The 25,491-nt window shown below is 55.8% G+C and carries 27 protein-coding genes; 6 read left to right on the top strand and 21 right to left on the bottom strand.

Features of this window, described 5'->3' with window-relative positions; genetic code table 11:
* Window positions 1–58 precede the first annotated feature (58 nt).
* Together GO984_RS05345 and GO984_RS05350 are read right to left on the bottom strand one after the other, a co-directional pair.
* Window positions 59–1,045 (bottom strand): NAD(P)H-quinone oxidoreductase, encoded by a 987-nt coding sequence (locus GO984_RS05345; RefSeq protein ID WP_157021519.1) that lies wholly within the window; start codon window positions 1,043–1,045, stop codon window positions 59–61.
* Between the two features lie 199 nt (window positions 1,046–1,244).
* Complete coding sequence (locus tag GO984_RS05350) at window positions 1,245–1,946, bottom strand: COQ9 family protein (protein ID WP_157021520.1); 702 nt, start codon at window positions 1,944–1,946, stop codon at window positions 1,245–1,247.
* Window positions 1,947–2,603: 657 nt separating this feature from the next.
* On the opposite strand from GO984_RS05350, the gene GO984_RS05355 reads away from it, so the two are divergent.
* The gene (locus GO984_RS05355; protein WP_157021521.1) at window positions 2,604–3,857 is read left to right on the top strand and encodes a caspase family protein; all 1,254 of its coding nucleotides are present in this window, start codon (window positions 2,604–2,606) and stop codon (window positions 3,855–3,857) included.
* Window positions 3,858–3,873: 16 nt separating this feature from the next.
* Here the strand turns inward: GO984_RS05355 and GO984_RS05360 are convergent, their stop codons facing one another.
* From GO984_RS05360 to GO984_RS05380, 5 genes are all read right to left on the bottom strand, one after another.
* Entirely contained in the window at window positions 3,874–5,031 is a 1,158-nt protein-coding gene (locus GO984_RS05360) for a cytochrome P450 (RefSeq protein ID WP_157021522.1), read from the bottom strand.
* Window positions 5,032–5,113: 82 nt separating this feature from the next.
* On the bottom strand, window positions 5,114–5,974 hold the full coding sequence (ppk2, locus tag GO984_RS05365; RefSeq protein ID WP_157021853.1) for a polyphosphate kinase 2: 861 nt from the start codon (window positions 5,972–5,974) through the stop codon (window positions 5,114–5,116).
* Between the two features lie 252 nt (window positions 5,975–6,226).
* Entirely contained in the window at window positions 6,227–7,813 is a 1,587-nt protein-coding gene (locus tag GO984_RS05370; RefSeq protein WP_157021523.1) for a GMC family oxidoreductase, read from the bottom strand.
* Between the two features lie 126 nt (window positions 7,814–7,939).
* Window positions 7,940–8,782 carry an N-acetylmuramoyl-L-alanine amidase gene (locus GO984_RS05375; protein WP_157021524.1) on the bottom strand — a complete coding sequence of 281 codons (843 nt, stop codon included), beginning with the start codon at window positions 8,780–8,782 and terminating at the stop codon, window positions 7,940–7,942.
* 122 nt (window positions 8,783–8,904) lie between these two features.
* Window positions 8,905–9,363 carry an Lrp/AsnC family transcriptional regulator gene (locus tag GO984_RS05380; RefSeq protein WP_138161272.1) on the bottom strand — a complete coding sequence of 153 codons (459 nt, stop codon included), beginning with the start codon at window positions 9,361–9,363 and terminating at the stop codon, window positions 8,905–8,907.
* A 136-nt stretch (window positions 9,364–9,499) separates the two neighbouring features.
* Here GO984_RS05380 and ald point away from each other — a divergent pair, with 136 nt between their 5' ends.
* From ald to GO984_RS05395, 3 genes are all read left to right on the top strand, one after another.
* Complete coding sequence (gene ald, locus GO984_RS05385) at window positions 9,500–10,618, top strand: alanine dehydrogenase (protein WP_157021525.1); 1,119 nt, start codon at window positions 9,500–9,502, stop codon at window positions 10,616–10,618.
* A 202-nt stretch (window positions 10,619–10,820) separates the two neighbouring features.
* Window positions 10,821–11,627: a mechanosensitive ion channel family protein gene (locus tag GO984_RS05390; protein WP_157021526.1), complete on the top strand. Its 807-nt coding sequence runs from the start codon at window positions 10,821–10,823 to the stop codon at window positions 11,625–11,627.
* 187 nt (window positions 11,628–11,814) lie between these two features.
* Window positions 11,815–12,297 carry an RNA ligase family protein gene (locus GO984_RS05395; protein WP_245231010.1) on the top strand — a complete coding sequence of 161 codons (483 nt, stop codon included), beginning with the start codon at window positions 11,815–11,817 and terminating at the stop codon, window positions 12,295–12,297.
* A 96-nt stretch (window positions 12,298–12,393) separates the two neighbouring features.
* Here the strand turns inward: GO984_RS05395 and GO984_RS05400 are convergent, their stop codons facing one another.
* From GO984_RS05400 to GO984_RS05420, 5 genes are all read right to left on the bottom strand, one after another.
* Window positions 12,394–12,846: a hypothetical protein gene (locus tag GO984_RS05400; protein WP_157021527.1), complete on the bottom strand. Its 453-nt coding sequence runs from the start codon at window positions 12,844–12,846 to the stop codon at window positions 12,394–12,396.
* A gap of 125 nt (window positions 12,847–12,971) precedes the next feature.
* On the bottom strand, window positions 12,972–13,496 hold the full coding sequence (locus tag GO984_RS05405) for a GNAT family N-acetyltransferase (protein WP_157021528.1): 525 nt from the start codon (window positions 13,494–13,496) through the stop codon (window positions 12,972–12,974).
* On the bottom strand, window positions 13,493–13,942 hold the full coding sequence (locus tag GO984_RS05410; protein WP_167740232.1) for a YtoQ family protein: 450 nt from the start codon (window positions 13,940–13,942) through the stop codon (window positions 13,493–13,495). The genes GO984_RS05405 and GO984_RS05410 overlap by 4 nt, the downstream gene beginning before the upstream one ends.
* Window positions 13,943–13,946: 4 nt before the next feature.
* Window positions 13,947–14,231: a hypothetical protein gene (locus tag GO984_RS05415; protein ID WP_209279378.1), complete on the bottom strand. Its 285-nt coding sequence runs from the start codon at window positions 14,229–14,231 to the stop codon at window positions 13,947–13,949.
* 47 nt (window positions 14,232–14,278) lie between these two features.
* Window positions 14,279–14,911: a class I SAM-dependent methyltransferase gene (locus GO984_RS05420; protein ID WP_157021529.1), complete on the bottom strand. Its 633-nt coding sequence runs from the start codon at window positions 14,909–14,911 to the stop codon at window positions 14,279–14,281.
* Window positions 14,912–14,994: 83 nt separating this feature from the next.
* Here GO984_RS05420 and GO984_RS05425 point away from each other — a divergent pair, with 83 nt between their 5' ends.
* Complete coding sequence (locus tag GO984_RS05425; RefSeq protein WP_157021530.1) at window positions 14,995–15,885, top strand: LysR family transcriptional regulator; 891 nt, start codon at window positions 14,995–14,997, stop codon at window positions 15,883–15,885.
* A 180-nt stretch (window positions 15,886–16,065) separates the two neighbouring features.
* Here the strand turns inward: GO984_RS05425 and pheT are convergent, their stop codons facing one another.
* From pheT to pheS, 3 genes are read right to left on the bottom strand one after another with little or no spacing between them, the layout of a single operon-like run.
* On the bottom strand, window positions 16,066–18,462 hold the full coding sequence (gene pheT / locus GO984_RS05430; RefSeq protein WP_157021531.1) for a phenylalanine--tRNA ligase subunit beta: 2,397 nt from the start codon (window positions 18,460–18,462) through the stop codon (window positions 16,066–16,068).
* On the bottom strand, window positions 18,459–18,974 hold the full coding sequence (locus GO984_RS05435) for a hypothetical protein (protein ID WP_157021532.1): 516 nt from the start codon (window positions 18,972–18,974) through the stop codon (window positions 18,459–18,461). The genes pheT and GO984_RS05435 overlap by 4 nt, the downstream gene beginning before the upstream one ends.
* Before the next feature lies 1 nt (window position 18,975).
* Window positions 18,976–20,049 (bottom strand): phenylalanine--tRNA ligase subunit alpha, encoded by a 1,074-nt coding sequence (gene pheS / locus GO984_RS05440; protein WP_157021533.1) that lies wholly within the window; start codon window positions 20,047–20,049, stop codon window positions 18,976–18,978.
* 161 nt (window positions 20,050–20,210) lie between these two features.
* On the opposite strand from pheS, the gene GO984_RS05445 reads away from it, so the two are divergent.
* A complete protein-coding gene (locus tag GO984_RS05445) occupies window positions 20,211–21,125 on the top strand; it encodes an adenylate/guanylate cyclase domain-containing protein (protein ID WP_157021534.1) in 915 nt (304 codons plus the stop codon).
* A gap of 102 nt (window positions 21,126–21,227) precedes the next feature.
* On the opposite strand, the gene GO984_RS05450 is transcribed toward GO984_RS05445, so the two are convergent.
* The 6 genes from GO984_RS05450 to pyk all read right to left on the bottom strand — a co-directional run bounded on the left by GO984_RS05450 (window position 21,228) and on the right by pyk (window position 25,449).
* Window positions 21,228–21,932 carry an NAD(P)H-dependent oxidoreductase gene (locus GO984_RS05450; RefSeq protein ID WP_157021535.1) on the bottom strand — a complete coding sequence of 235 codons (705 nt, stop codon included), beginning with the start codon at window positions 21,930–21,932 and terminating at the stop codon, window positions 21,228–21,230.
* Window positions 21,933–22,007: 75 nt separating this feature from the next.
* Window positions 22,008–22,949, bottom strand: a complete 942-nt coding sequence (locus GO984_RS05455; RefSeq protein WP_167740233.1) for a LysR substrate-binding domain-containing protein — start codon at window positions 22,947–22,949, stop codon at window positions 22,008–22,010.
* Window positions 22,950–23,055: 106 nt separating this feature from the next.
* Window positions 23,056–23,421 (bottom strand): 50S ribosomal protein L20, encoded by a 366-nt coding sequence (gene rplT / locus GO984_RS05460; protein WP_127750233.1) that lies wholly within the window; start codon window positions 23,419–23,421, stop codon window positions 23,056–23,058.
* Between the two features lie 14 nt (window positions 23,422–23,435).
* Complete coding sequence (gene rpmI / locus GO984_RS05465) at window positions 23,436–23,636, bottom strand: 50S ribosomal protein L35 (RefSeq protein WP_157021536.1); 201 nt, start codon at window positions 23,634–23,636, stop codon at window positions 23,436–23,438.
* Window positions 23,637–23,751: 115 nt separating this feature from the next.
* Window positions 23,752–23,973 carry a hypothetical protein gene (locus GO984_RS05470; RefSeq protein ID WP_157021537.1) on the bottom strand — a complete coding sequence of 74 codons (222 nt, stop codon included), beginning with the start codon at window positions 23,971–23,973 and terminating at the stop codon, window positions 23,752–23,754.
* 30 nt (window positions 23,974–24,003) lie between these two features.
* Window positions 24,004–25,449, bottom strand: a complete 1,446-nt coding sequence (gene pyk, locus GO984_RS05475; protein WP_157021538.1) for a pyruvate kinase — start codon at window positions 25,447–25,449, stop codon at window positions 24,004–24,006.
* Window positions 25,450–25,491 lie beyond the last annotated feature (42 nt).

The following is a 25,491-nucleotide window of genomic DNA, read 5'->3' on the forward strand; positions in this document are numbered from 1 at the left end:
ACTGCTTACAGATTTTGGCCACATCCCAGTGGCCAAAACCCCCAGTTTCACTACTGTTTTACCCCGCGACCTTCAGCACAATCTTGCCAATATGCCCCGAGCCTTCCATCCGGGTATGTGCCTCTGCAGCCTCTTCCAATGCAAACTCGCTGTCCATCACCGGCGTAACCCGCCCAGCTTCGATCAACGGCCAGACCACTTCACGCAAATCATCCGCAATCCGCGCCTTGGCCAAATCGCTTTGCGGGCGAAGAGTGGACCCGGTCACCGTCAGACGCCGCATCATGATCTGGGCAAAGTTCAGCTCCACCTTGGGTCCGGACAAGAACGCGATCTGCACCAGACGCCCGTCATTGGCCAGAGTCTTGATGTTGCGCGGGATGTAATCGCCGCCCACCATATCCAAAATCAAGTCAGCCCCCCCCTCAGCGCGCAGCACTTCGACAAAATCCTCATCGCGGTAATTGATCGCCCGCTCTGCACCAAGATCAAGACAGGCCTGACACTTCTCATCCGATCCAGCCGTGGTAAACACCCGCGCGCCCAGTACGTTTGCCAGCTGAATCGCCGTTGTTCCAATGCCGCTCGATCCGCCATGCACCAAAAACCGCTCACCAGCCAGCAACCCACCGCGACTGAACACATTCGACCAGACTGTGAAAAAGGTTTCCGGCAGGCAGGCCGCCTGCTTTAGATCCAGCCCCTTGGGTACCGGCAGGCAATGCGCCGCTGGCGTCGCAACATATTCGGCGTAGCCGCCACCGGGTAACAGCCCGCAAACCAGATCACCCAGCGCATATTCACTGACCCCGGCCCCAATGGCGACCACCTCGCCCGAGGCCTCAAGCCCGGGCAGATCACTGGCACCCGGAGGCGGCGCATAGGCCCCTGCCCGTTGCAACGCATCCGGTCGGTTGACCCCGGCATAGGCCACCTTGATCACCAGCTGTCCATGACCCGGCTCTGGCACGGGTCGCTCCGTCAGCTTCAATACATCGGGGCCACCAGGGGTGGAAATCTCAACAGCACGCATCACTTGGGTCATCAGGGATCCTTTCTTTTGCCCTATGCCTAACACCCCAGCGCAGGTCTGCAAACGCTGATCCCTCAACCGTAGCATGACCTGGCAAACGTTACGCGCAGTTGCGCCGCGTCTGCGCGGCGCCAGGCCCAACGGGAGGAGGGTATGGCAATACCCGACACCGGGCGGGAGCCCCTGTCAGATCAGGAGCTAGAGTCTGAAATCAGCGTCGCGGCGTCAGGGACCCTGGCAAATCGTCTCGCCCAACGGGACGCTTGATCTGATCAGCCAACCAATTCGGTCCGGCTAGAAACGGTTTTAGCAGCGGGTTCGCCTGCACCTGCGCCTTCAGCTTTTCAAACTGCATGACGTTATCGATCCGGCGATCCAGAAAGTCCCATGTGGCCTGATGCTCCAAACTGTCGTCTCCCAGCCAGTATAACACGGTGGCTGTATAAACCGCCGACAGCGAGGCCCGCTTGGTATACCAGTTGATATCATCTGACCCGTCGCCCAACGCGGTCCAGATCGCATCAACCGTACCCCAAATCGCCCGTGCGCCATCGCCCGCATATTGCGGCAGTGTCAGCAGGGTCGTGCCCCGTCGCACCGCCTCTTTATCGTCCACAACTTCCAATCGAAATCGAACGGCCGCTGAAATTTTGTCGCGAAACCGCAATCCCGTCAGATCCTCGGTTGCCAACCGCTGCAACATCAGCGCGTCACCACGGGCGTGATAGGCCAGCGCCAGATCAACTGCGCCGCGCGGGAATATCGCCTGTGCCAGCACTTGATCCACGCCACAATCCTGGCAAGCGGCCTGAAAAGTTACTTCGGTCCAACCATCAAACGGCACATGCATCAGAGCTGCGTCCAGCAGTGCCACCTTAGTGGCACTTTGCGCATCATCGTGCTCGGTTTTCATCCTGCGTCTCCTGCATGCACTGCCTATGACCAACTAACTCCAGTTCTAAACAAACCAGCGGTGCTTTGCCATAGCGCCATTCCCGCAGCTCTGCGCAACTCGACCTAAAAATTGGAAAACCGCATACAGGCTAGCGCCCGCAACAATACTGGCGATCAGTCGCGATGGTCTGTAACCCCCCGGTCCCGGCAGTAGAGACTCTCTGTTTTCCAACATGCCCAACCACGTCACAGCGTGTTGCATAATCGGCGGAGCTCTGCCGATACACGCAAAAAGTGTTTTAGAGATCATAGATACTCGCTAAACTGATTCCATCGCAGCTATGGCACCCCCCTGTCACAACTGCTTGGGCTGTTGGCCTTTTTAGGCTTCCAGCCACTTCCCGAAGTTGACCGCGCAGTCCCCCAATTGCGTAAACCTTGAATTATTTGATCAAGGAGGCGGTCACTTCGGGACCACCTCCCAGAGCCGAATTGCCAAATATCTTAACATCGCCCCCGTCAAACTCAGATTTCTTCCCAAAAACCCAAATTTGCCCTAGTCTGTCGTTACAAGATCACGCTGGACGTCACGTTCCCAAGCCTCGCACCGCTCATTTTAGCACGCCAACAGCTTCACGATATTCGCTGAGATTCGCATAAACAGAGAAGGCAAAAGATGTTTCAACCTGTGCTTACGCTCATTCTCTCCCTCTTTATTGCCAGTGCATCTTATGCGACCGAACGGGTGGCGCTGGTTATTGGGAACTCTGACTATCAACATGCGACGGTCAAGGACCTGCCAAATGCTGCGCAGGACGCACGCGACGTATCCCAAAGGCTCAGCTCATTGGGGTTTCGTGTTCACTCAGGTATCGACCTGACCCGCTCAGAAATTCTCCGGCTCACACAGGATGTGCAAAAGTCGCTAAACGCGGGTGATATTGCCCTGTTCTACTTTGCCGGACACGCGGTCCAGCTCGGTGCTGAAAATTTTCTGATCCCCGTCGATGCCTATGGAAACGATAAAGAAACATTGAGGCAGAGATCCGTTAAACTGCAGACAATCCTTGCTGAAATGGAAAGCCGGGCAGATCGCAACATCGTCATCCTCGATGCCTGTCGCGACAACCCCTTTGACCTTGCCACCTCAACACGGTCAGTTGGCGGCGCCACACGCGGGCTGGTGAAAATCGATGCCGGGGTTGGTTCCTTTGTTGCGTTTTCCACCCAGCCAGGCAACGTCGCGCTGGACGGGCAAGGTCGCAACAGCCCCTTCACCGCCGCGCTATTGAAACATCTGCCATCCACAGAAGACGACCTGCACGAGGTCATGCGCAAGGTGCGCCGCGATGTTGTAGAGCAGACCAACGGCGCGCAAATCCCTTGGGAAAACTCCTCACTCATAGATCGGATCTATCTGGCTCCGCGCATTACATCTGTGCCAAACGCCCCACCGCCTCCAACACCGGCTCCAAAACAGCCTGTCGCAACCGGTCAGTTCACCCATCAGGTTGCCGGCCTTGATCCCAACGGCGACGGATTTCTCGCCCTGCGCAATGGCACAACTTCCTCCGCATCCCGTCTGATGAAAATGGTCGAGGGCACGCGGCTTCAGGTTCTCGAACAAAATGGGGTCTGGTTCAGGGTCAGAACCGAAACAGGGGCTCAGGGCTGGGCTCACTCCAACTGGATTCGCTTTGTCGGTGTCAGAAGCGCGCAACCACAAGAAACCTGCAACTCCCTCTGGCTGCAGCGAAACGCCATCTTTGCCCGCAACGGCTATTGCTTCCAAAGCGCACGCGGGCAGCAGGCCTTTTCCAACCTCGGCTGCCGCATTGGCGTACCTGCCGGCCAGATACCCCTATCAGCTTCTGAGCGGCAGGAAGTGCAGCATCTGCGGTCCCGAGAAACGGCACTGCAGTGCCGCTAACAGGACGGCCGAAGCGTCACCAGCGAACCGGCACCTGCAACGGTCCGCGAAATGCCCAGCCACCAAACCGGGCCTCCCCGGCCAACTCGATCTTAGGGAAACGCTCAAACAGCATTGGCAGCGCCACCTCAGCAATCAACGCCTTAGAGATCCACGCTCCGGCGCAGAAATGTGGCCCGGCCCCAAATGAAATCGCAGCTCTGTTGTCCTGATGCAGGTTGAAAACGTCTGGCTGCGTAAAAATCCTTTCGTCCCGGTTCCCGGAGCCAAACATCAGAAAGACCCGATCTCCGACGTTCAGCGTCACCCCGTGCAGCTCATAAGGCTGCGCTATTTGCCGTGGTGACATCCCAATAGGCGAGATCCAGCGCGCATATTCTTCAAACGCCTGCAGCCAGTCAGCCCGCCCAGCCTTCACATCCATCAACTGCTCGGGATGCATCAACAGGGCCCAGACGGTGCCCGCAATCGCATCACGTGGTTCGTTCTGTCCACCCGAGATCGCCAATTTGATGTTCGCCCGCACCTGTGCATCGCTCAACCCAGCTCGTCGCTGAATCGCCAGCAGTGACAAATCCTCCGCGTCTCCGGTATGCGGAGGACAGCCATCAATATGTCGATCAATCGAGGCGGTACAGTCATGGCATCTGGCTTCAACAGCCGCATCCCCTGTATAATTGGCACAGCCGTCAATCATGCCCTGACTGACACGGTCCATTTCAATCGCGCTCATATTGGTCAGCCCGGTGACCAGCTTCAACGCCTCTGCCGACAGTGGCAGAGCATAGTCCTGCACCAGATCGCAGCTTTCGGTCATTGCCAGCTGCTCCAGGATCTCCTGCGCCGCTGTGCGAAACTGTGCCAACCAGTGTCTCTGCACCGTTTTTGGCGACACTGTGGGGAAGATTGCCCGCCGCTCATCCATATGATCCGCCCCATCGCGGCGCATCATATTTTGCCCCATCAGTTGTGTCATCAAACCGCCGGGTTGCTCAGACGAGAACACCTCGATCTTCTTTTCCTGGGCAAAAATATCATCACGCCGGGTGATCAGCGTCGCATCCATCTGCGGCACATAGACCAACGGCGCTAGGTCCCGCATTTTGGCAAGGTCAGGATATGGATTTTGCCAGAATGCAGCAGGATCGATGTCATACACTGGGGCTTCGGGCATTTTTCACCTGTTTCTCAGGCGGCAAAGTCCTAGCCCCTGCGTTTCCTGTAGGGTGCGTGCTTGCACGCACCAATCGCCGGTCTCAATACACCTTTGGCACATATAATTCATCCGGCAGCACCTGCCGTTCATACTTGGGATTATACTCGCGGTCCGGCAAATCGACCTTCTCGCTCGGTACATCGCTATATGGAATCTGTGACAACAAATGCTCGATGCAATTCAGCCGTTCACGTTTTTTGTCGTTGCCTTCAACCACATACCACGGCGCCTCGGGGATATTGGTTCGTGCCAGCATGTCTTCCTTGGCCTTGGTGTACTGTTCCCAACGCACCCGGCTCTCCAGATCCATAGGCGACAGCTTCCACTGCTTCATCGGATCATGAATCCGCATCATAAACCGCAACTGCTGTTCTTCATCGGTGATTGAAAACCAGTATTTCAGCACGATGGTGTTCGACCGCACCAGCATTCTTTCAAATTCGGGAACATCTTTGAAGAAAGTTTCGACCTGATCATCATCAGCAAAGCCCATCACCCGTTCGACCCCGGCCCGGTTATACCAGGACCGGTCAAACAGCACGATCTCGCCCCCCGATGGCAGGTAAGGGACATACCGCTGGAAATACCACTGGCTTTGTTCGCGCCGACTTGGCGCGGGCAAGGCCACCACCCGTGCCACCCGTGGGTTTAGCCGCTGCGTGATCCGCTTGATCACCCCACCCTTTCCGGCTGCATCCCGGCCTTCCATGATCACCAACACCTTGGCGCCAGTCTCAACCACCCAGTCCTGCAGCTTGATCAACTCAGCCTGAAGCCGCAAAAGATTGCGGAAATAGACTTGCCGGTCGAGCATCTCGGGGTGTTGTGCGCGGTAAATCTTGCGCAGCTCCATCGACAACATCGGTTCAGCGGACTCAACCTCGATCCCCTCATCCAGCATGTCCTGCAGTTCATCTTCCAGCCAGGCCAGAGTTGTGTTGTCGTCATCGCGATTCACAGAGGGCTCCTTTGGGTCATCACACACACCCAGGAACAAGCTTGGCTTGCCGAGTTTGCAACATAGCTGGTGTTAAGTATTCCACTAGGGAAACCGGAAATCACCCAAGGTTCAACCCGAAAGCGATATTGGCGGGCTCAGGACCCCAAAAATCACAAAATCGTTTCATTCCACTGGTGAAATCGACCCAATCCTCTAACGCGCGGCTGCCAAAATCATATCCGCCGCCTTTTCAGCAATCATAATGGTCGGTGCATTGGTGTTGCCACTGGTGATGGTTGGCATCACCGAGGCATCCACCACCCGCAATCCAGTCACCCCGCGCAACCGCAGTTCAGGGTCCACGGGGGCACTTTCCTCGGCGCCCATGTGCACCGTACAGGTTGGGTGAAAAATGGTGGTGCCGATGTCCCCCGCGGCCCGCGCCAGATCAGCCTCATCATCCGAAACTATGCCCGGACTAATCTCTTCTGGTGTGTACCGTTGCATCGGTCCCTGCGCCATGATCGCCCGCACCTGACGAATGGCCGACACAGCCACCTGCTTGTCGCCTTCAGTGGATAGATAGTTAGGGGCAATCCGAGGCGCATCTTGGGCATTGGCCGACGTAATCTGCACTGTTCCGCGACTCTCTGGGCGCAGATTACATATGCTGGCCGTCAATCCCGGGAAATCATGCAGCGGCTTGCCAAAGGCCTCCAACGTCAAGGGTTGTACGTGATACTCCAGATCCGGCGTCTCCAAGCCGGGCCGCGAGCGCGCAAACGCCCCGAGTTGACTGGGCGCCATCGACATCGGCCCCGACCGTTTCAAGGCATATTCCAGCCCAATCTTCGCTTTTCCCCACAGCGAGTTGGCCAATGTGTTCAGTGTTTTTGCACCGGTCAATCGCCAGGCGCAGCGCAGTTGCAGGTGGTCCTGCAGATTTCCACCCACTGCAGGCATATCCCGCCGCACGTCGATGCCATGTCTCCGCAGCAGGTCCGCTGGACCCAGCCCCGACAGCTGTAAAATCTGCGGTGAGTTCACCGCACCAGCCGACAGGATCACTTCACCTTGGGCCTTTGCGGTTTTTACCTTCCCCCCTTGTTCATACTCAACCCCAACCGCGCGACCATCCTCGACCAGAACCCGCCGGGTGTGGGCCTGGGTTTCCACCTTCAGCGTCTCGCCAGTTGAAGTACGCAAGAACGCCTTAGCTGTGTTCATCCGCCAGCCGCTGCGCTGATTGACCCGAAAATAGCCAACCCCTTCGTTGTTGCCGGTGTTGAAATCTGTGACATGTGGCAAGCCCCAGTCCTGCGCAGCCTCAGACCAGTGATCAAGCACATCCCAGTGAAGGCGCTGGTTCTCGACTCGCCACTCGCCACCTTCGCCGTGCATTTCTGACGGGCCATCGACGTAGTCCTCGGACTTTTTGAAATAGGGCAGCACATCGTCCCAACCCCAACCGGTGTTGCCACGCTGTCGCCAGCCATCGTAATCCGCCGCTTGCCCGCGCAGGTAAAGCATGCCGTTGATCGACGAACATCCACCCAACACCTTACCCCTTGGGTAGAGCAATGAGCGCCCATTCAGCCCCGGTTCTTCGGCAGTACGGTACATCCAGTCCGTGCGGGGATTATTGATGCAGTACAGATATCCCATCGGGATATGCACCCAATGGTAGTTGTCCTTACCGCCAGCTTCCAGCAGCAGTACCCGGTGCCCAGCTTCACTCAGCCGTTTGGCCAGCACACAACCCGCGCTGCCCGCGCCAACAATAATGTAATCCCAGCTCATGCCTGCCCCCAACGTTTTGCGGCATCAGAGCATATCTATGCATCGGATAACAGGCTGAGACTTGATGCTGTAGAAATTCACTCGGGCCACAAAACATTTGGAGAGACCGTCAGTTCGGCTCCGTGCCTATGACGGTACCAGCCAATTGCTATGAACATACCCGGTAACATCATCCTTACCGCTCACAACTTCCGCAACTAACCACCACTTAGATGTTTTTTCAATCACGTGCACAACCGTATCATCCGGCAGGTTTTTAATAGGTTTTTGAGACAGATCGGGAGTTGCTCGTAAGTTTAATCCACTCGCTGAGTTCACCTTGTAGCGAAGATCATTCCAGCTATCTTCTTCACGTCCAAAAATCAAAGACCGGAACTTATCCATATCGAACGCCGGGCCGGGATCAATTTTCCGCATAGGTGAAATGTCATCATGACCGACGACATCGGAAGGTTTGATATCATATTCCTCAACGATGGCTTGCGCTGCGGCTACCGTTGCGTCCCACTGTTCTTCGCTAAACGTTTCCCATCCGTGTTGTTTTCCAGGGGAGTTTCTGTGTTCATCCAAAACAACACGTTCATTGGAGACAGCCCTTCCAGTACGCGAAACCCAACCGCCACTTGCAGAGGGCTTTAGCTTTCCCCAGTTTGCAATTTCAATTCCAATTGAATGGCTATTTAGACCTTTTACATTTTTCCATCGGCTCTTGCCAGCATGCCAGCCCACTTTGTTGAAATGCACCATCTGGGTCACTCCACCATCCCGACCAACGACCAAATGCGCCGACACCTTGGCCTTAGGATTTTGAAACCAGTTAATCGAACCGGAGGCCGCTCCTCCAGCGGTATAATGGATAACCAAAAAGCGTGGTGCCCCGCCAACCAGGCTGCCACCATGATTTGGTGACTCTACAAACGGGACCATCTTATTGTCGCCTGCAACCAATCTGAAATTCTTAACTTTCACAATCTTTCTCCTATAAAATTAGGATAAGATCCTCAGCCTTCCTGCCTTCCGAAATGCGCCATATTCTCAACGCTTATGCGAATCTGATCATGCCGCAACACAACCAATAAGGGAAGGTGTCTCTAGACCGGCAACGCGGTGGTCTTGAACACAGTCCTTAGGGCAAACGAGCTTTGCATCTGCGCGACGCCCGGCAACCGCGCCAGATACTGTCGGTGAATGCGGGCAAAGTCATCTGTGTTTTCTGCCACCACCTTTAGCAGGTAGTCCGCCGTTCCTGCCATCAGATGACATTCCAGAACATCCGGTATTCGCGCGACCGCTTTTTCAAACGCATCCAGCACTTCATCCGCCTGCCCCGATAGGGTAATCTCTACAAACACGGTGCTGGGCACCTGCATTTTCCGCGCATCCAACAAGGCCACATAGTCGCGAATATAGCCATCCTTCTCCAACCGCTGCACGCGGCGGTGACAGGCCGAGGCCGATAGATTCACCAATTCACTCAGGTCAGCATTGGAAATCCGCCCCTGTTTTTGCAATACTGTGAGGATGCGGCGATCCGTCTGATCAAGTGACATTTCTGCGAAGATCCTTGCTAGGTTTAGGCCTTATAATCGAAGAATCTTCGAAAGACATGTTTTTATTTCGCTCAACAAAGCAGCAAATGGCGTCAAAGGGCGCGTATTATTCAGGCAAGTTTAGGAGGATAAACTCATGAAAATTGGCTGCCCCACAGAAATTAAACCCCAGGAATTCCGCGTTGGCATGACGCCCGACGCTGCGCGTGAAGCGGTCAATCATGGCCATCAGGTGCTGATCCAGAAAGATGCCGGCATGGGCTCCGGCTTTTCCGACGAAGATTACACCACGGCTGGCGCACATATCATCGCCACCGCTGAAGAAATTTTTGCCACTGCGGACATGATCGTAAAGGTCAAAGAACCACAGGCCGTCGAGCGCAAGATGCTGCGCCCTGACCAGCTGCTGTTCACCTATCTGCACCTGGCTCCGGATCCCGAGCAAACCCACGATCTGCTGGAAAGCGGCTGTACTGCTATTGCCTATGAAACCGTAACTGACGACCGCGGCGGCCTACCGCTGCTGGCCCCAATGTCCGAAGTCGCCGGTCGTCTGGCGCCACAAGTCGGCGCATGGACCCTGCAAAAGGCCAACGGTGGCCGCGGCGTTCTGATGGGTGGCGTCCCCGGTGTTGCCCCTGCCAAGGTTGTCGTGATCGGCGGCGGTGTTGTTGGCACCCACGCTGCAAAAATTGCAGCTGGCATGGGCGCTGATGTCACTGTTCTGGATCGCTCGTTGAACCGCCTGAAATATCTGGACGACGTGTTTGGCCGTGACTTCAAGAACCAGTACTCCACTGCAGGTGCCACTCTAGATCTGGTCCGCCAGGCTGACATGGTCATTGGCGCTGTGTTGATCCCCGGTGCTGCCGCACCAAAACTGATCAGCCGTGCACAGCTGTCCGAAATGAAGCCCGGCGCGGCTATCGTCGATGTTGCCATCGATCAGGGTGGTTGCTTTGAAACCTCCAAGGCCACAACACACGGCGACCCGATCTACAATGTCGATGGCGTTATGCACTACTGTGTAGCCAACATGCCCGGTGCTGTTGCACGGACATCAACCATCGCCTTGGGCAACGCCACCATGCCGTTCATGCTGGCACTGGCAGACAAGGGCTGGCGTCAGGCCTGTGCCGACGACGCACACCTGCTGAACGGTTTGAACGTTCACGCTGGTCAGCTGACTTACTACGCAGTTGGCAAAGCACTTGGGATCGACGTCGTCTCCCCTAGCCTTGCGATCAAACAGTAAAACGCATCACATCGGCCTTCCTCCAAACCTGGCGGAAGGCCGATTTTCCTTATCTTAGCCAAAACACTCATCTCCCCCTGTTGCTCAAACGCGCGAGGAATGGAAAAATAGAGTGAATTCCAACCTTACGTTGGGGAAAGCCTGCACTTTGCGGGCGTTTTTGCGTTATGACGCCCCAAATTGACAAACTGGAGAAATTTTCATGGAACAGATTGTAGAACAAAGCTTTGCTTACTGGCCTGTTGTGTTGAACGGGGTCAAGGCGCTGACCGTTTTGATCATTGGTTGGATGACCGCAGGCATGATCAGCCGCGCCATTCGCAAACGTATCAATGCCACCCCTGAAATTGACCCGACACTGGGTAACTTTGTCGCCAGCATCATCCGCTGGGCACTGATCGCCGTTGTGCTAATTGCGGTCCTGGGTCTGTTCGGCATCGAAGCCACCAGCCTAGTCGCCATGATGGGCGCCGCCACACTCGCCATTGGTCTGGCCTTGCAGGGCACACTCAGTGATCTGGCAGCTGGTTTTATGCTGGTGCTGTTCCGCCCTTACAAGCTGGGCCAATACGTCGATATTGGTGGCACAGCCGGCACTGTCAAAGATCTGAACCTGTTCATCACCGAACTGACCACCCCTGACAACGTACAGATCATCATCCCCAACGGACAGGCCTGGGGAGCCGTCATCACCAACTACTCTCACCACGAAACCCGTCGCGTTGATCTGGTGTTTGGCATCGACTACGGCGACAACGCCGACACCGCCAAAGAGATCATTCTGGCACAGGCCAATGCCGACACACGAGTCCTGCAAAACCCGGAACCCTGGGTGCGTGTGACCAACCTGGGCGACAGTTCGGTGGATCTGACTACGCGGATCTGGTGCAAGGCCGAAGATTATTGGGAACTGAAATTTGCCATGACCCAAGCGGTCAAGGAAGCTTTCGACGCCAAAGGCATCTCGATCCCCTACCCCCATCAGGTGGAAATCAAACGCGAGGCCTAAGAGTGTTTAAGACAGATGTGAGGCGGCAACGCCTCACATCAAACCAAGAATTTTAAACCACATCTGACTTTTTCCAAAATACAAATCACACCAATTAGGGCTCTCGTCTCATGTCTCAGAAGTAGGGGCGGACTTACCACCTACCAACCTACCAACCTCTCCCGGCGCGACATCTGACGACAAATTCATGCGTGATTTGTCGGTTATTATGGCGGCACCAGACGTTGTGGCAACCGAGAAAATAGATGGGGAAAACACCACAATCTTCTCAGGCGGTTGCCATCCACGAAGTCCCGACGCGAGGTATCACCCGTCACGAGATTGGATCAAAGCCTTTGCGGCGGGTATCTCTCCGCGACTGGCCAATAACGAGCGCATAGTTGGAGAGTATCTATATGCGCGTCACTCCATCCAATATCATTCTCTCCCGTCATATTTTTTGGGTTTTGCATGGATGTTGGGCGACGAAATTCAAACTTGGGATGACACGCAAGCCAGATTCAACGAACTCGGTATATGCAGCGTGCCACTTCTATATCGCGGTCCATTTTCCAAATCTCTGATCGCAGAACTGGTGTCTCAAATGGACTTCGCAGCTCAAGAAGGTTTCGTCATTCGCACGACTGAAACGTTTCCCGAAGCCCAGATGGATATGAACCTTGGCAAGTAAGTTCGCGCGGATCATGTTCAAAGCGAAACGCACTGGATGAACGCAGAGATAGTAAAGAATGGCCTTAGGTCGTAGCCATCAACTGTGAAACCACGCTCACCTAATCGGAAGCGTGCCAAATTCTGCCGGATTTCCAGCTTCATCCGTAAAGGTCCATTGCGCCACCAAAAACTGGTAGCTTCGGGTCTCCCAGCCGGACAGGTCACGCAGGAAATGCGGGCGCCATGATCCTTCGACCTGAACCGGAAACCGGACGTTATCCACATTGGGCGACTGCGTATTGGAGCGGATTGCCATTCGTACGGCCTGAGCAAACAGTCGCTCCAGACACAGTTCTAACGGCGCTGTTTCCATCGCACGCCGACCGGCAAAAATAACATCAACCTGCGTGTTATTCTGGAAAAACCCTTTGACCACCAGATCCCCCCGACTGGTGCGGGCCTTATAAGGCACCAGTTCCATGTCGAACTTTACAATGCCTTTTTTGAACAGGCCCGCGTCTTCTCGCTTAGGGGTGATTTCCGAGACTGGAGCACGGCGGTTCTGCATTAATTTGTCCAAAGCTAAAGGCCAACAGGAAATCCGCCAAATTGCCTGACGCCAAATGTGAGCGGATGCCGTACTCTATTCTGACGCCTGTTAATGAACAGTTGCCGCGACCGACGATTAATCAATCATTTCGTTGTTCGACGCATCACCAGAGTTGGCAGATCTCCCAAAACGGCCTCACCACTCACTTCATAGCCATTTTTTCTGGCCACGTTATGAGACGCTTTGTGATCCGGATCGAAAATGCTGACCGTCTCTTTCCAGCCCTTCACCCCATCCGCCCACTGATGGATGCGGGCCACGGCTTCGGTTGCAATCCCCCGGCCATGGGCCGCAGAGGCCATCACCCAACCGCATTCGGGATGCCCACCTAATGATGGTTCAATCTCCCGCTTGAAATCAGCAAAACCGACCTCTCCCAGAAACGCACCTGTCTCCTTGTCAGTGACCGCCCAAAAGCCGTAATCAAGCGCATGCCAATGGCCGATGTAACGCAACAAACGCGACCATGACGCTTCGCCAGTAGAAGGTACTCCGCTGATGAATTGCACGACAGCAGGATCAGCCCACATGGCCGCGACATCGTCAAAATCCTCAACCCGGTGTGGGCGAAGGATCAAGCGTTCGGTTTCTAAAATTGGCGCGCTCATGATGGCAATTTTCCGCTAAGCACATAGGTCAGGATTTCGACCACCTGGCGAGGTTCTTCAGCTACGGCAAGCGCAGCGGCATGAACTTCTTTCAGCGCGTGCTGATGCTCCGGCGGGTTCAGCACGATAATCGACTTTCCCAGCGCCGCAGCATATCCCGCATCAAAGGCCGCATTCCACTGCTTGTATTTCTCACCAAAGCGCACAACCACCACATCGGCATCCTCGATCCCCTTACGGGTACGGATCGCATTGACCATCGCCCCCTTGTGATCGTGCCAATATTTGTTCTGTTCAGCACCCAGTATCGCCACGCCGCAATCGTCGCTGGCATCATGATCAGTGACTGGGCTGTTAAAACTCACATCCAGTGCCTTCGCCCCTTCTGTGATCTGTTCGCGCCAGTCAGAGTGGATTTCTCCTGAAAGATAAACGTTCAATGTCACGTGTTCAGTCCTTTGTTGTTCCCGGCCCTTCAGCCTCGGCAAGCATCCCTGCGACGTCTTCATCATCCACTTGCCGGAAATCTCTGTAATGCGCGCCAACTGACCAGAACGGTCTGGGGCAAAGCGGGCAAATCACAGTATCCACCAGACCGCGCAGTTCGTCCACCGTCTCTGGTGGGGCGACGGGCACGCCACCACGCGGCAGTGCCAAAACTATAGGTTCGGTTAAACCCAGCACCTTCAGCTCTGCTGCCAAGACTTCCCCGGCTGATGTGCGATTTTCATACATGTAAACCCCGACCTGCGATCTAGCGCAAAGCGCGGTCAATTCACCCGTTACAAACGGCGCGCCACTACAAAACGGCTGGGAGGTTTCGCCGGGTAGTTGCCGGTCTCAAGGATCTCAAAACCGCTTTCACGGATTTGCTTTTCGAAATCCTCCATCCGACGAAAGGCAACATACGGAGCCTTGCCCAGCATTTGCATCAGCGGAATCGCTGTCCGCAGAAGACGAAACTTCCAGCTTGCCCCCTCCTCCGGCTCACAGAGACTTTTGGATATGAACAACCCGCCGGGCTTCACCAACTGCTGGATACTGCTCAAGGCGCTGTCCAGATCTTCGACCAGATGCAACAGGTTAAAGGCCAGGACCACATCAAACGGCCCCTGCGGCGCACCGGTGATATCACAGACCGAAAAATCAAGGTTTGTAGCCCCGGCATCCCATGCCTTTTCACGCGCAATGTCGATCATCGCTTTGGATCCGTCACTCACCGTATAGCGCGCTACCGATGCCGCCAAATGCAACGCCGTAGTGCCGGTCCCTGCGCCCAGCTCCAACACTTGATCTTCCGCCTTCAGATACGACCGGGTCCGAGCCAACGTCGTCTCATAGGCCTCGGGGTCACCGATCTTGGATTTCGCGTATTTGGCCGCGGCATTGTCCCAGAATTGAGCACTCTGTTGCATGACTGTCTCCTTTGGGCGGAAACTAGCCTTTAAGCATCCATACGGGAATTGCCGAAAATCGCAGTCTGCTTATACATTAATGTATGTCCATTCTGCCCAAGGACCTGAACTGGAACCACCTGCGCGCCTTTTTGACCACGGCTGAAGCCGGGTCACTGTCTGCGGCCGCCTGCCAGCTCGGCCAGACCCAACCCACGCTTAGCCGTCAGGTCGCTGCGCTAGAGACTGAACTGGACATGCTTCTGTTCGAACGTATCGGTAAGCAACTGGAACTGACACAGGCCGGGTTAGATTTGTTGGAACATCTGCGTCCGATGGCAGCCGCCGCCGAGCAAGTCGCCCTGACCGCATCCGGACAATCACAAAGCATCGCCGGACGGGTCAAGATCACCGCCAGCGATGTCTTCTCGGCCCACCGCTTGCCCGACGTCGTGCATGCCCTGCGGCACAAGGCACCCGACCTTCAGATCGAGATCATCGCCGCCAATGACATCCGGGACTTGATGCGCCGCGAGGCCGACATCGCCATTCGCCACGTACAACCGGAACAACCTGATCTGATTGCCCGAAAACTGAACGACCTGCCCGCCCATTTCTATGCCAGCAAGGATTATCTGGCCCAACACGGCACACCGTTGACGCTCGCAGACATGTCCCAGCACGATCTTATCAGCTTTGGCTCTGCTGAACGAATGATCGAGGCCCTTACGCCGCTGGGTATGACCGTGACCGAACGAAACTTCCCCTGCGGCTCGGAAAGCGGCTTGGTAGGATGGGAGCTGGCGAAACGGGGGCTTGGCATTATCCCGATGAGCACCATTCTTGGCGACAAAACGCCCGAGATGGTGCGGGTCCTGCCCGATGCCGATCCGTTTATGATCCCGATCTGGTTGGTCACCCACCGCGAATTGCACAGCAGCCGCAGTATCCGGTTGGTGTTTGATACACTGGCAGAGTTTTTGTCGGAAAACTGAACCACAGCCCGGCACTGCCGCGTCTGACCTTCCCCGTCAAACCGGAGGTTTGCTTCCAGCAAAACGGGAAGGCGCTTTGCACCTCCCAAGGTCAGCCGCGGCCCTTTGGTGGATAGACATTACCAATACAAAAAACGCGCCCCAATGGGACGCGCTCTCTACTCTCAATTCAGGCTTAGATTAACCCCGCAGCGTACCGCCGGTTGCCTTGGTCACCTTGGCCACGATCTTCTCGCTTACGGCCTCGATGTCCTTTTCCTTCAGCGTCTTGTCCTTGGGCTGCAACCGCACAGTGATCGCCAGTGATTTCTTGCCCTCACCCAGGCTGCCGCCGATGAATTCATCGAACACACGCACATTGGTGATCAGCGCCTTGTCGGCACCACCAGCAGCATTGACCAGTGCCAGCGCCTCGACGCTGTCATCCACCACAAAGGCAAAGTCACGTTCAACAGCCTGCAAATCACTCTGGTTCAGAGCGCCACGAGACGCACCAGATTTGCGCGGCATCGGGATTTCGTCTGGCCAGATAGTAAACGCCATAGCCGCGCCTTTGATGCCCATCTCGCTCAGCACCTTGGGATGCAGTTCGCCAAAGACGCCCATGACCTTTTTTGGCCCCAGACAAATCTTGCCGTGACGTCCCGGATGCCACCAGCTCTGCGCGCCGCGCAGGACCTGCACCTTGGCAGGTGCCCCAATCGCAGCCAGAACGGCCTCGATATCCGCTTTGGCATCAAACACATCCACCGCGCGCGAGTCGCCGTGCACATCCTTGGGACCATTGCGACCAACCAGCAGGCCTGTGATCAGATTGTGCTGTTCACCCGGCTCGCCGCCATGAAACGCAGGGCCAACCTCGAACAAGGCCAGATCCATATAGCCACGCGCCTGATTGCGGGCAGCTGCCTGTAACAGACCGGGCAATAAGGCCGGGCGCAGGTGTGACATCTCGGAGGAAATCGGGTTGGCCAGCATTGTCGCATCGGTGCCACCACCAAACAGCTCTGCCGAGGGTTGGTCGATGAAGGTGTAGCTGACCACCTCGTTGTAGCCCAGTGCAGCACAGGTGCGACGCGCCATCTGCTGACGGCGCTGCTGCGGTGTCATTACTGGCTTGGGAATACCATCCGTGATACGCGGTAGCGGCTTGCCAACCAGCTTGGTCAGCGATGCAATCCGCGCCACTTCTTCCACCAGATCAGCCGATCCCTGTACGTCAGGACGCCAGCTGGGCACATGCGCCTGGTTGCCCTCTAGGCGGAAGCCAAGATGGGTCAATGTTTGGCGCTGTTCGGCCTCAGGGATGTCCATCCCAACCAGTGATTGCACCCGTGCGGCATCCAGCTTGTAAGCACGCGCATGGTTCGGCACCTGCCCGGCAATCACCACCTCAGACGCTTCACCGCCGCAGAGATCCAGGATCATCTGCGTTGCCAGCTCCAGCCCCTCCAGGGTGAACTCAGGGTCCACACCCCGTTCAAAACGATAGCGCGCGTCCGAGTTGATCTTTAGCGCCCGACCGGTCAAGGCAATCTGCACATGATCCCAGAACGCACTTTCCAGGAACACATCTACAGTGTCCTCGGTACAACCGGTTTCCAGACCACCCATGATACCAGCAACGCTCTCGGCGCCTTTGTCATCAGAAATCACCATCTGCCCGGCGGCAAAGGTGTATTCCTTATCGTCCAGCGCCACCAAGGTTTCGCCACCTGTCGCGCGGTGCACCCGCAGGTCACCCTGTACCTTGGCCGCATCGAATACGTGCAACGGGCGGTTTTGGTCATAGGTAAAGAAGTTGGTGATATCCACCAGTTTCGAGATCGGACGCAGACCAATCGCGGTCAAACGATCTTGCAACCACTGCGGGCTGGGGCCGTTCTGCACCCCCTTGATCAGACGACCGGTGAACAGCGGGCAGCCATCCAAGGTATCTTCATCAATGGTCACATTGATCGGGCTGGCAAAGCTGCCTTCAACCGGAGTGAAATCTTTGGTCTTCAGTGTACCCAAACCACGAGCAGCCAGATCGCGGGCAATACCAAAGACCCCCAATGCATCCGGGCGGTTTGGCGTGATCGCAATCTCGATCACCGTATCCACCTTGGACGGGTCATTCTCGGCCAGCCAGTCGATGAACTTGTCACCCACTTCGCCCGAGGGCAGCTCGATGATGCCGTCATGTTCGTCCGATAGCTCCAGCTCACGCTCGGATGCCATCATGCCATAGCTTTCAACGCCACGGATTTTGCCAACGCCGATGGTGATATCCAGACCGGGAATATACATGCCCGGCTTACAGACCACCACGGTGATGCCTTCACGGGCATTGGGCGCGCCACAGATGATCTGCATCTCACCTTCATCCGTGTCGACCTTACAGACCCGCAGCTTGTCAGCATCGGGGTGTTTTTCGGCGTGCTTGACGTAGCCCAGTGTAAAGTCCTTGAGCCGCTCAGCCGGGTTGCTGATCTCTTCAACTTCCAGACCCAGATCGGTCAGAGTCTCGGCGATTTCGTCCACTGATGCGTCAGTGTCGAGGTGATCTTTCAGCCAGGAAAGAGTGAATTTCATTTGGCTATCCCGTCGCTACATCTTTGTATAGACACACTTGTGCCATCCATTTTCTCAAACTCAAGACTAACTTGCTGAGTACAAACAACGGGTGTTGAAGTACCAGCAAGCAGCCCACTATCCCATAGGAATTTGCCTGCAGACACGATAACTAACAAAACCCCTGCAAGAAGGACGAACTCAACCCCCCGCAATACACAGGTTTGTCGGTCGATCCATTTTCTTAGTGTTTTCTCTCCACGAAAAAAAACAAAGGTTGGTAGATGCTGAACTCCTACAAACAGCAATAGCAGCCCCAGCAAGAAAAGGCTTTTTGTCAGAAGCGGGACCTCAACAGATATTTTCCCGCTCTCAATCAAAAAAACACTCAAAGCACCAAGAACTGCCGAAAACTGAAAAATTCTGAGAGCGCGTTCTTGAGCGCCATTCAAAACTTCTCGGATTAGGGCACTGTCTTTTGTACCTCTAATCCGGTGATACGGGATCTTTATCTTGTCTTCAGGATACGCCATTCTAACGGCTCAAACCACCGTGCAGGCTTGGCATGTCCAGACACTGGAAGCCGTAATGGCGTAGCCAGCGCAGGTCGCTGTCAAAGAACGCACGAAGATCAGGGATGCCGTATTTCAGCATCGCCAGACGGTCGATACCGATGCCGAACGCAAAGCCCTGATAAACATCCGGGTCAATGCCACCAGCGGCGATCACCTTGGGGTGCACCATACCGGAACCTAGGATCTCCATCCAGTCGTCGCCTTCGCCAATCTTCAGCGTGCCGTCTTTCCAGCTGCAGCGAATATCGACCTCGGCCGATGGCTCGGTGAAGGGGAAATGGCTGGCGCGGAAGCGCAGCTCTACGTCGTCGACCTCAAAGAACGACTTCACAAATTCTTCCAGCGTCCATTTCAGGTTCGCCATCGAAATGTCTGTGTCCAGCGCCAGGCCTTCGACCTGGTGGAACATCGGTGTGTGGGTCTGGTCATAGTCGGCGCGATACACGCCACCCGGACAGATGATACGCAGCGGCGCGCCCATCTTCTCCATCGAGCGGATCTGAACCGGCGAGGTATGGGTGCGCAGCACATGCGGTGGGCGGTCGTCGCCCTCGGCGCGGTGCATATAGAACGTGTCCATTTCGGCCCGCGCAGGGTGGTGGCCGGGGATGTTCAGCGCGTCAAAGTTATACCAGTCGGTATCAATGCGCGGCCCTTCGGCAACCGAGAACCCCATCTCGGCAAAGATCGCTGTCAGCTCTTCGCTGGCCTGACTGACCGGGTGTAGGGTGCCAGTGCGGCTGGCGCGGGTTGGCAAAGTGACGTCCAGCCATTCGGTGCGCAGTCGCTCGTCCAGTGCGGCATCCGCCAGACCAGCCTTTTTGGCAACCAGAGCCGAGTTGATCTCGTTCTTCAGTGCGTTCAACGCCGGGCCTGCGACCTGACGCTCTTCGGGCGTCATCTTGCCCAGTTCACGCATTTTCAGCGCCACTTCGCCTTTTTTGCCCACGGCAGCGACCCGGATGGTCTCCAGCGCGTTCTCATCGGCGGCATCGGCAATTTGGCTTAGATATTTTGACTTAAGATCGTCCATGACGGTCCCCTGAATTTCGCTTAGGCCCTGCTACCATAGCGGTCAGTGAAAGCAAGTATCCCAGATACGTCATTATGACACTGTGCCCGATATGTGCCCCTACCTTGCAAGATCACCTGTCACAGCCCATGTTGCCGTGATTGATAGTGGAGAATTACAAGATGTCCGAGAAGCTAACCCGCAAGCTGACGACAATCCTTGCAGCCGATGCTGCCGGGTTCAGTCAAGCCATGGGAACGGACGAGGTTCGCACCTTTGCCGAGCTGAACGCCGCCAAGGACATTTTTCGCAAACTAATCACCCACCACGGCGGGCGCATCGCAAATACTGCTGGTGATGGGTTCATCGCTGATTTTCCATCAGCCGTCGAAGCCACCCAATGCGCCATCGAAGCACAGCGCGAGCTGGGCACCCGTGATGGCAGTCTGAAATTTCGCATTGGCGTGCATCTGGGGGATGTGATCGTCGACGGGGATGACCTGATTGGTGAGGGTGTGAACCTTGCCGCCAGATTACAAAGCATGGCCGAACCCGGCGGCGTTCTGATTTCGCAACAGGTCTATGATCAGGTGCACAGCAAGCTGACCATCGGGTTTGAATATCTCGGCGAAAAACGCCCCCGCAACCTGTCCACGGATGTCCCCGTTTATCGTATTGCCATGAGCAAGCCCGGGTTCTCTTTTCGCCGTAAATCCGAACCAGCCGCGCCTCACCGGGGAATCAGACTTCATGACGACGAGATATCCGTCGCGCCGTCAGAGCTCCCCCCGCCACAATCCATTTTGTTTGCAGCCCTTGTTGCCGGAGCGCTTGTGCTGATCAATCTGGTTACGGGAGGTTCAATCTGGGCACACTGGCCAATCCTAGGCGTGGCAACCATCGCTGGCCTTAGGTGGGCCCCACAATTCATCCCCCCCCGGATAAGTGCCATCCTTCCCGCCCAGACAGTGGTGATTATCGCTGCTCTCGCGCTGATAAACATATTTAGCTGGGGTGGATACCCTTGGTCGCTTTGGCCAATCGGGGCTTTGGTGATTGTGGGACTGGGGCGCAAAATTTTGTCACAGCCAGAATAAACCACCAGCTCCGGCAGTTAGTTCAGACTGTGACAGATGACACTTAGGCAAGGCCGAACCGTGCGCCACAGTTTGGGAAACGCAGCACACAGTCGCTTCTAATTAGAACCAGCTAACGATTTCATCCATGCCCCGGCGTGTTTTTGGGAACATTGGCGGCCCAGCCCGATAGCCAAAGGCAACCATCACGGCAGGCCTGTATAGCTTGGGATCAATCCCGAAATGCTCTTCCAGAACAGCGCTGGTCTGGTCCGCGTCGAACCCTTCGATCGGACAGGTATCAATGCCCATCATTGCTGCAACCGTCATCACGTTACCCAGCGCAATATAGGCCTGACGCGCGGCCCAGTCTGTGGTTTCACGCTCGCTCTCGATCTTGAAGTCATCGGTGCGGAACTTGGAATAGGCCGCATGGAACCCGTCCAGGAATTCAGCAGGGAATTTTTTGACCTCAGCAGCGTGTTGTCTTGGATAGTCCGACTCATGTGACATTGTTGCTCCAGTGTGGGACAGGAAGATGCCAAAATGGCTGGCGGTGCGCAGCTGGCCCTCGGTTCCGTTCATCTCACCACTGGCGCCCCAGGTAAAAGGGCGCAGCAACTCACGCTTGTCGGGATCCTGAACAACCAGCAGCTGCCAGGGCTCCAGACCAAACGACGACGGTGACAGCCGCGCAGCATCCAGAATAGTGCCAAACTCGCTCTCGCTGACCCTGCGCTCGGGGTCAAAGACTTTGGCCGCGTGACGGAATTCAAAAGCCTCGATAATCTGGTTTTGAACGTCGGTGCTGGTGACGGTATCTTTCATTGGATGGTCTCCGATTTGATCTGTCACGAGACCTAATCCATCCCTAAACGGGCCACTATCGGTCCATTCAGGAAATCATTTTCCCAAATATTGGGATAATTCAGAAAGGATAGCGCCGTATTGTTTCTGGTTTGTCGCGATGAACCGAGCCTGCATGAAATCCAGAAACACCTTGACCCGCAGCGGCATCAACCGTCCCGGCGGACGCACAGCCCACATCTTCATATCGAAAAACACACTGTATCCCGGCAGGATCGGCACCAGGTGCCCCGCCTCGATAGCAGGCCCGGCATGCCACAGTGCGGCATGGGCAATCCCCATTCCGCCCACAGCCCACTCCACCAATGCATCTCCAAGATTGCTCCGTGCGGTAAAGTCACTGCGGATCCGATGCTCGGCACCATCCGGCCCCCGCAAGTGCCAGCCGTGCCGTTCCCCCAGTGTCAGGCAGTCGTGATTGCGCAAATCATCGGGATGTTCGGGATATCCTTTTCGTGCCAGATAGTCGGGCGAGGCCACCAGCAACACCGGATTATCATCCAGTTTTTGCGCCAACAGGGACGATGGTGCCAATTCACCCATCCGAAACGCCAGATCATAGCCCTGCTCAACAATATCAACCAGATTATCCGTCAGGTTCAGATCCAGTTTCACATCCGGGTACAGGCGCGAAAACTCGGGCACGAAGGGAACAATATGGGTGCGCCCCAACGAGGCCGAAGCCGTCACCCGCACCACGCCTGACACTGTGGCTGTCGTTTGCGACAATACCGTGCGGGCATCCTCGACATCGTTCAGAATCCGCTTGGCGTAATCCAGAAAGATTTCACCATCCGGGGTCAGCGACACCGCCCGTGTCGTACGGTTCAGCAGCTTCACCTGCAGGTCTGTCTCCAGCGCCTTGATCCGGTGGGTCGCATTGGTCGAAGACAGATTGAACTCCATCCCTGCCCGGCCAATGGCACCCAGTGCTGCAACGCGGACAAACAGTTCCAGACTTTTCAGATCAAACGACACATCCGCCCCCGGTCATTTCCATCGTGTAAGCTTAACCTGAACCATGCAAACGAAAAAGGCCGCCCCGGATGGAGCGGCCTTAAATCTGTCAGTGTGCAGCTGGTGCTTAAGCAGCCAGAGCCGACTGTGCCTGGCGAACGATCGCACCGAATGCTTCGGGCTCGTGTACGGCCAGATCAGCCAGAACCTTACGGTCAACTTCGATGCCGGCCAGGTTCAGACCGTTGATGAAGCGGCTGTATGTCAGTGCTTCGTCGTGGCTGCGAACTGCGGCGTTGATCCGCTGGATCCACAGTGCGCGGAAATTCCGCTTACGATTCTTCCGGTCGCGAGTTGCGTACTGGTTGGCCTTATCGACGGCCTGAGTAGCTACCTTAAAGACACTTTTGCGGCGGCCGTAGTAACCTTTGGCTGCCTTGACGATTTTCCGATGACGGGCGTGGGTTTTAACACCACCTTTTACGCGGGACATATTACGTGCTCCTCTTAACGGTCGTAGGGCATAAAGCTCTTGATGATCTTCGCATCAGGAGCTGAGAGGGCAGTAGTGCCGCGTGCGTTACGGATGAATTTCTTGGTACGCTTGATCATGCCGTGCTGTTTGCCAGCCTGGCTTGCAATGACCTTACCGGTCGCGCTGACCTTAAAGCGCTTTTTAGCGCTCGACTTAGTCTTCATTTTGGGCATTTCCGTCTCCTATGGTTCGGGTTCGGTTTTCACACAACACGGCATGCCACATTCGGCCGGTCGCGCGATAAGAACTGCCCTTTACGAAAGCCTTGCGGCAAGAGCAAGATGATTCTTAGAAATAACGCCCCAGAACCGAGAAAAACACGTTTGGGATCTGATCAATCTGGTAGCCGCCCGGTTTAGTGGCGGTGGCGTAATACAACAGCCCACAGGCAATCAAAACTGTAAGCACCGAAGCCCGTGGAGATCTTCTGTCGCTAATGGCAGACATGATCGACGGGATGGAAAGCCCGCCGACCACCAAACCCAAAATCAGGGCCAAATCGGTATCCATGTGACATCACCTCATTAAATGAGGATCAGCCTATTCCGGATCTGTGCTGTAAATCAAACGTTCATCACAGGGCGCAACCCGCAGGATGTTGGTGGTCCCAGGCACGTTAAACGGCACACCCGCAGTCACCACGATCTGGTCCGTCTCTGCAGCAAAGCCCCCTGCCCGTGCCGCACGAGCCGCGCTCACCACCGCGCCTTTGAACCGTTCCTGACCCGGAGTCATCACGCAGTTACAGCCCCAGCTCAGCGCCAGACGCCGTGCCGTCCCCTCCATGGACGTCAGTGCGATGATCGGCACTCCCGGACGCTCGCGCGCGGTCAACAATGCGGTTGTGCCGCTCTGGGTGAAACAACAGATCGCCTTGATGTCAGTCTTTTCAGCAATCTCGCGGGCGGCAGCTACAATGCCATCCGCAATTGAGCTGCCCTTGGCAGAACGCGACGCCGCGATGATCTGAGTGTAGGTTGGATCGGCTTCAACTTCGGTGGCAACGTTATCCATCGTCTGCACCGCTTCGATCGGATAGCTGCCAGCTGCGGATTCCGCACTCAGCATCACCGCATCAGCGCCTTCATAAATGGCCGTGGCCACATCCGACACTTCGGCACGGGTTGGCATTGGGCTTTCAATCATGCTTTCCAGCATCTGAGTTGCCACGATCACCGGCTTGGCTGCAGCGCGACAGCTGCGGACAAGCCGTTTTTGGATCGGCGGCACTGCAGACACCGGGAGTTCAACCCCCAGATCACCACGCGCCACCATAATGCCGTCTGAAGCGTCCAGAATCTCACCAAAATTATCAACGGCCAGTGGCTTTTCGATCTTGCTCAGCACGGCCGCCCGGCCATCTGCCAGCCCGCGTGCCTCAAACACATCTTTGGCACGCTGCACAAAGGACAGCGCCAGCCAGTCCACACCTAGGTTGCAGACAAACTCCAGATCCTCGCGGTCCTTGTCTGACAAGGCCGCCAACGGCAGCTCTACGTCCGGGACATTAACGCCCTTGCGGTTCGAAATAGTGCCACCGATTTCGACGGTGCACTCCGCAAAATCTTCGCCACAACTGTCGACAACCAGTTTAATCTTGCCGTCGTTGACTAGCAGATGAGCACCAGCTTCAAGCGCTTGGAAAATCACCGGGTGTGGCAGGCAAACGCGAGAAACATCGCCCTCTGCCTCGTCCAGATCCATGCGGAATTTTTCACCCGGCACCAGTTCTTCAGACCCATTGGCAAACACACCAACCCGCAGTTTCGGCCCCTGCAGATCCGCCAGAATACAAATCGGGCTGTCCAGATCCTGTTCCACGCGGCGAATAATGGCGTGTTTCTCGGCAATTTCTTCGTGGCTGCCGTGCGACATGTTCAGACGAAACACATCCGCGCCTGTTTCATGCAATGCTCGAATGGTCTCGTAGGTCTCCGAGGCCGGCCCCAAGGTGGCAACAATCTTTACATTGCGCTGACGTCTCATAGGGCGGCTCCTTCGGATTTGTTATTGTTATCGCAAACACTG

Origin of the sequence: Parasedimentitalea huanghaiensis (genome assembly GCF_009753675.1) — a bacterium.
Lineage (GTDB): Bacteria > Pseudomonadota > Alphaproteobacteria > Rhodobacterales > Rhodobacteraceae > Parasedimentitalea > Parasedimentitalea huanghaiensis.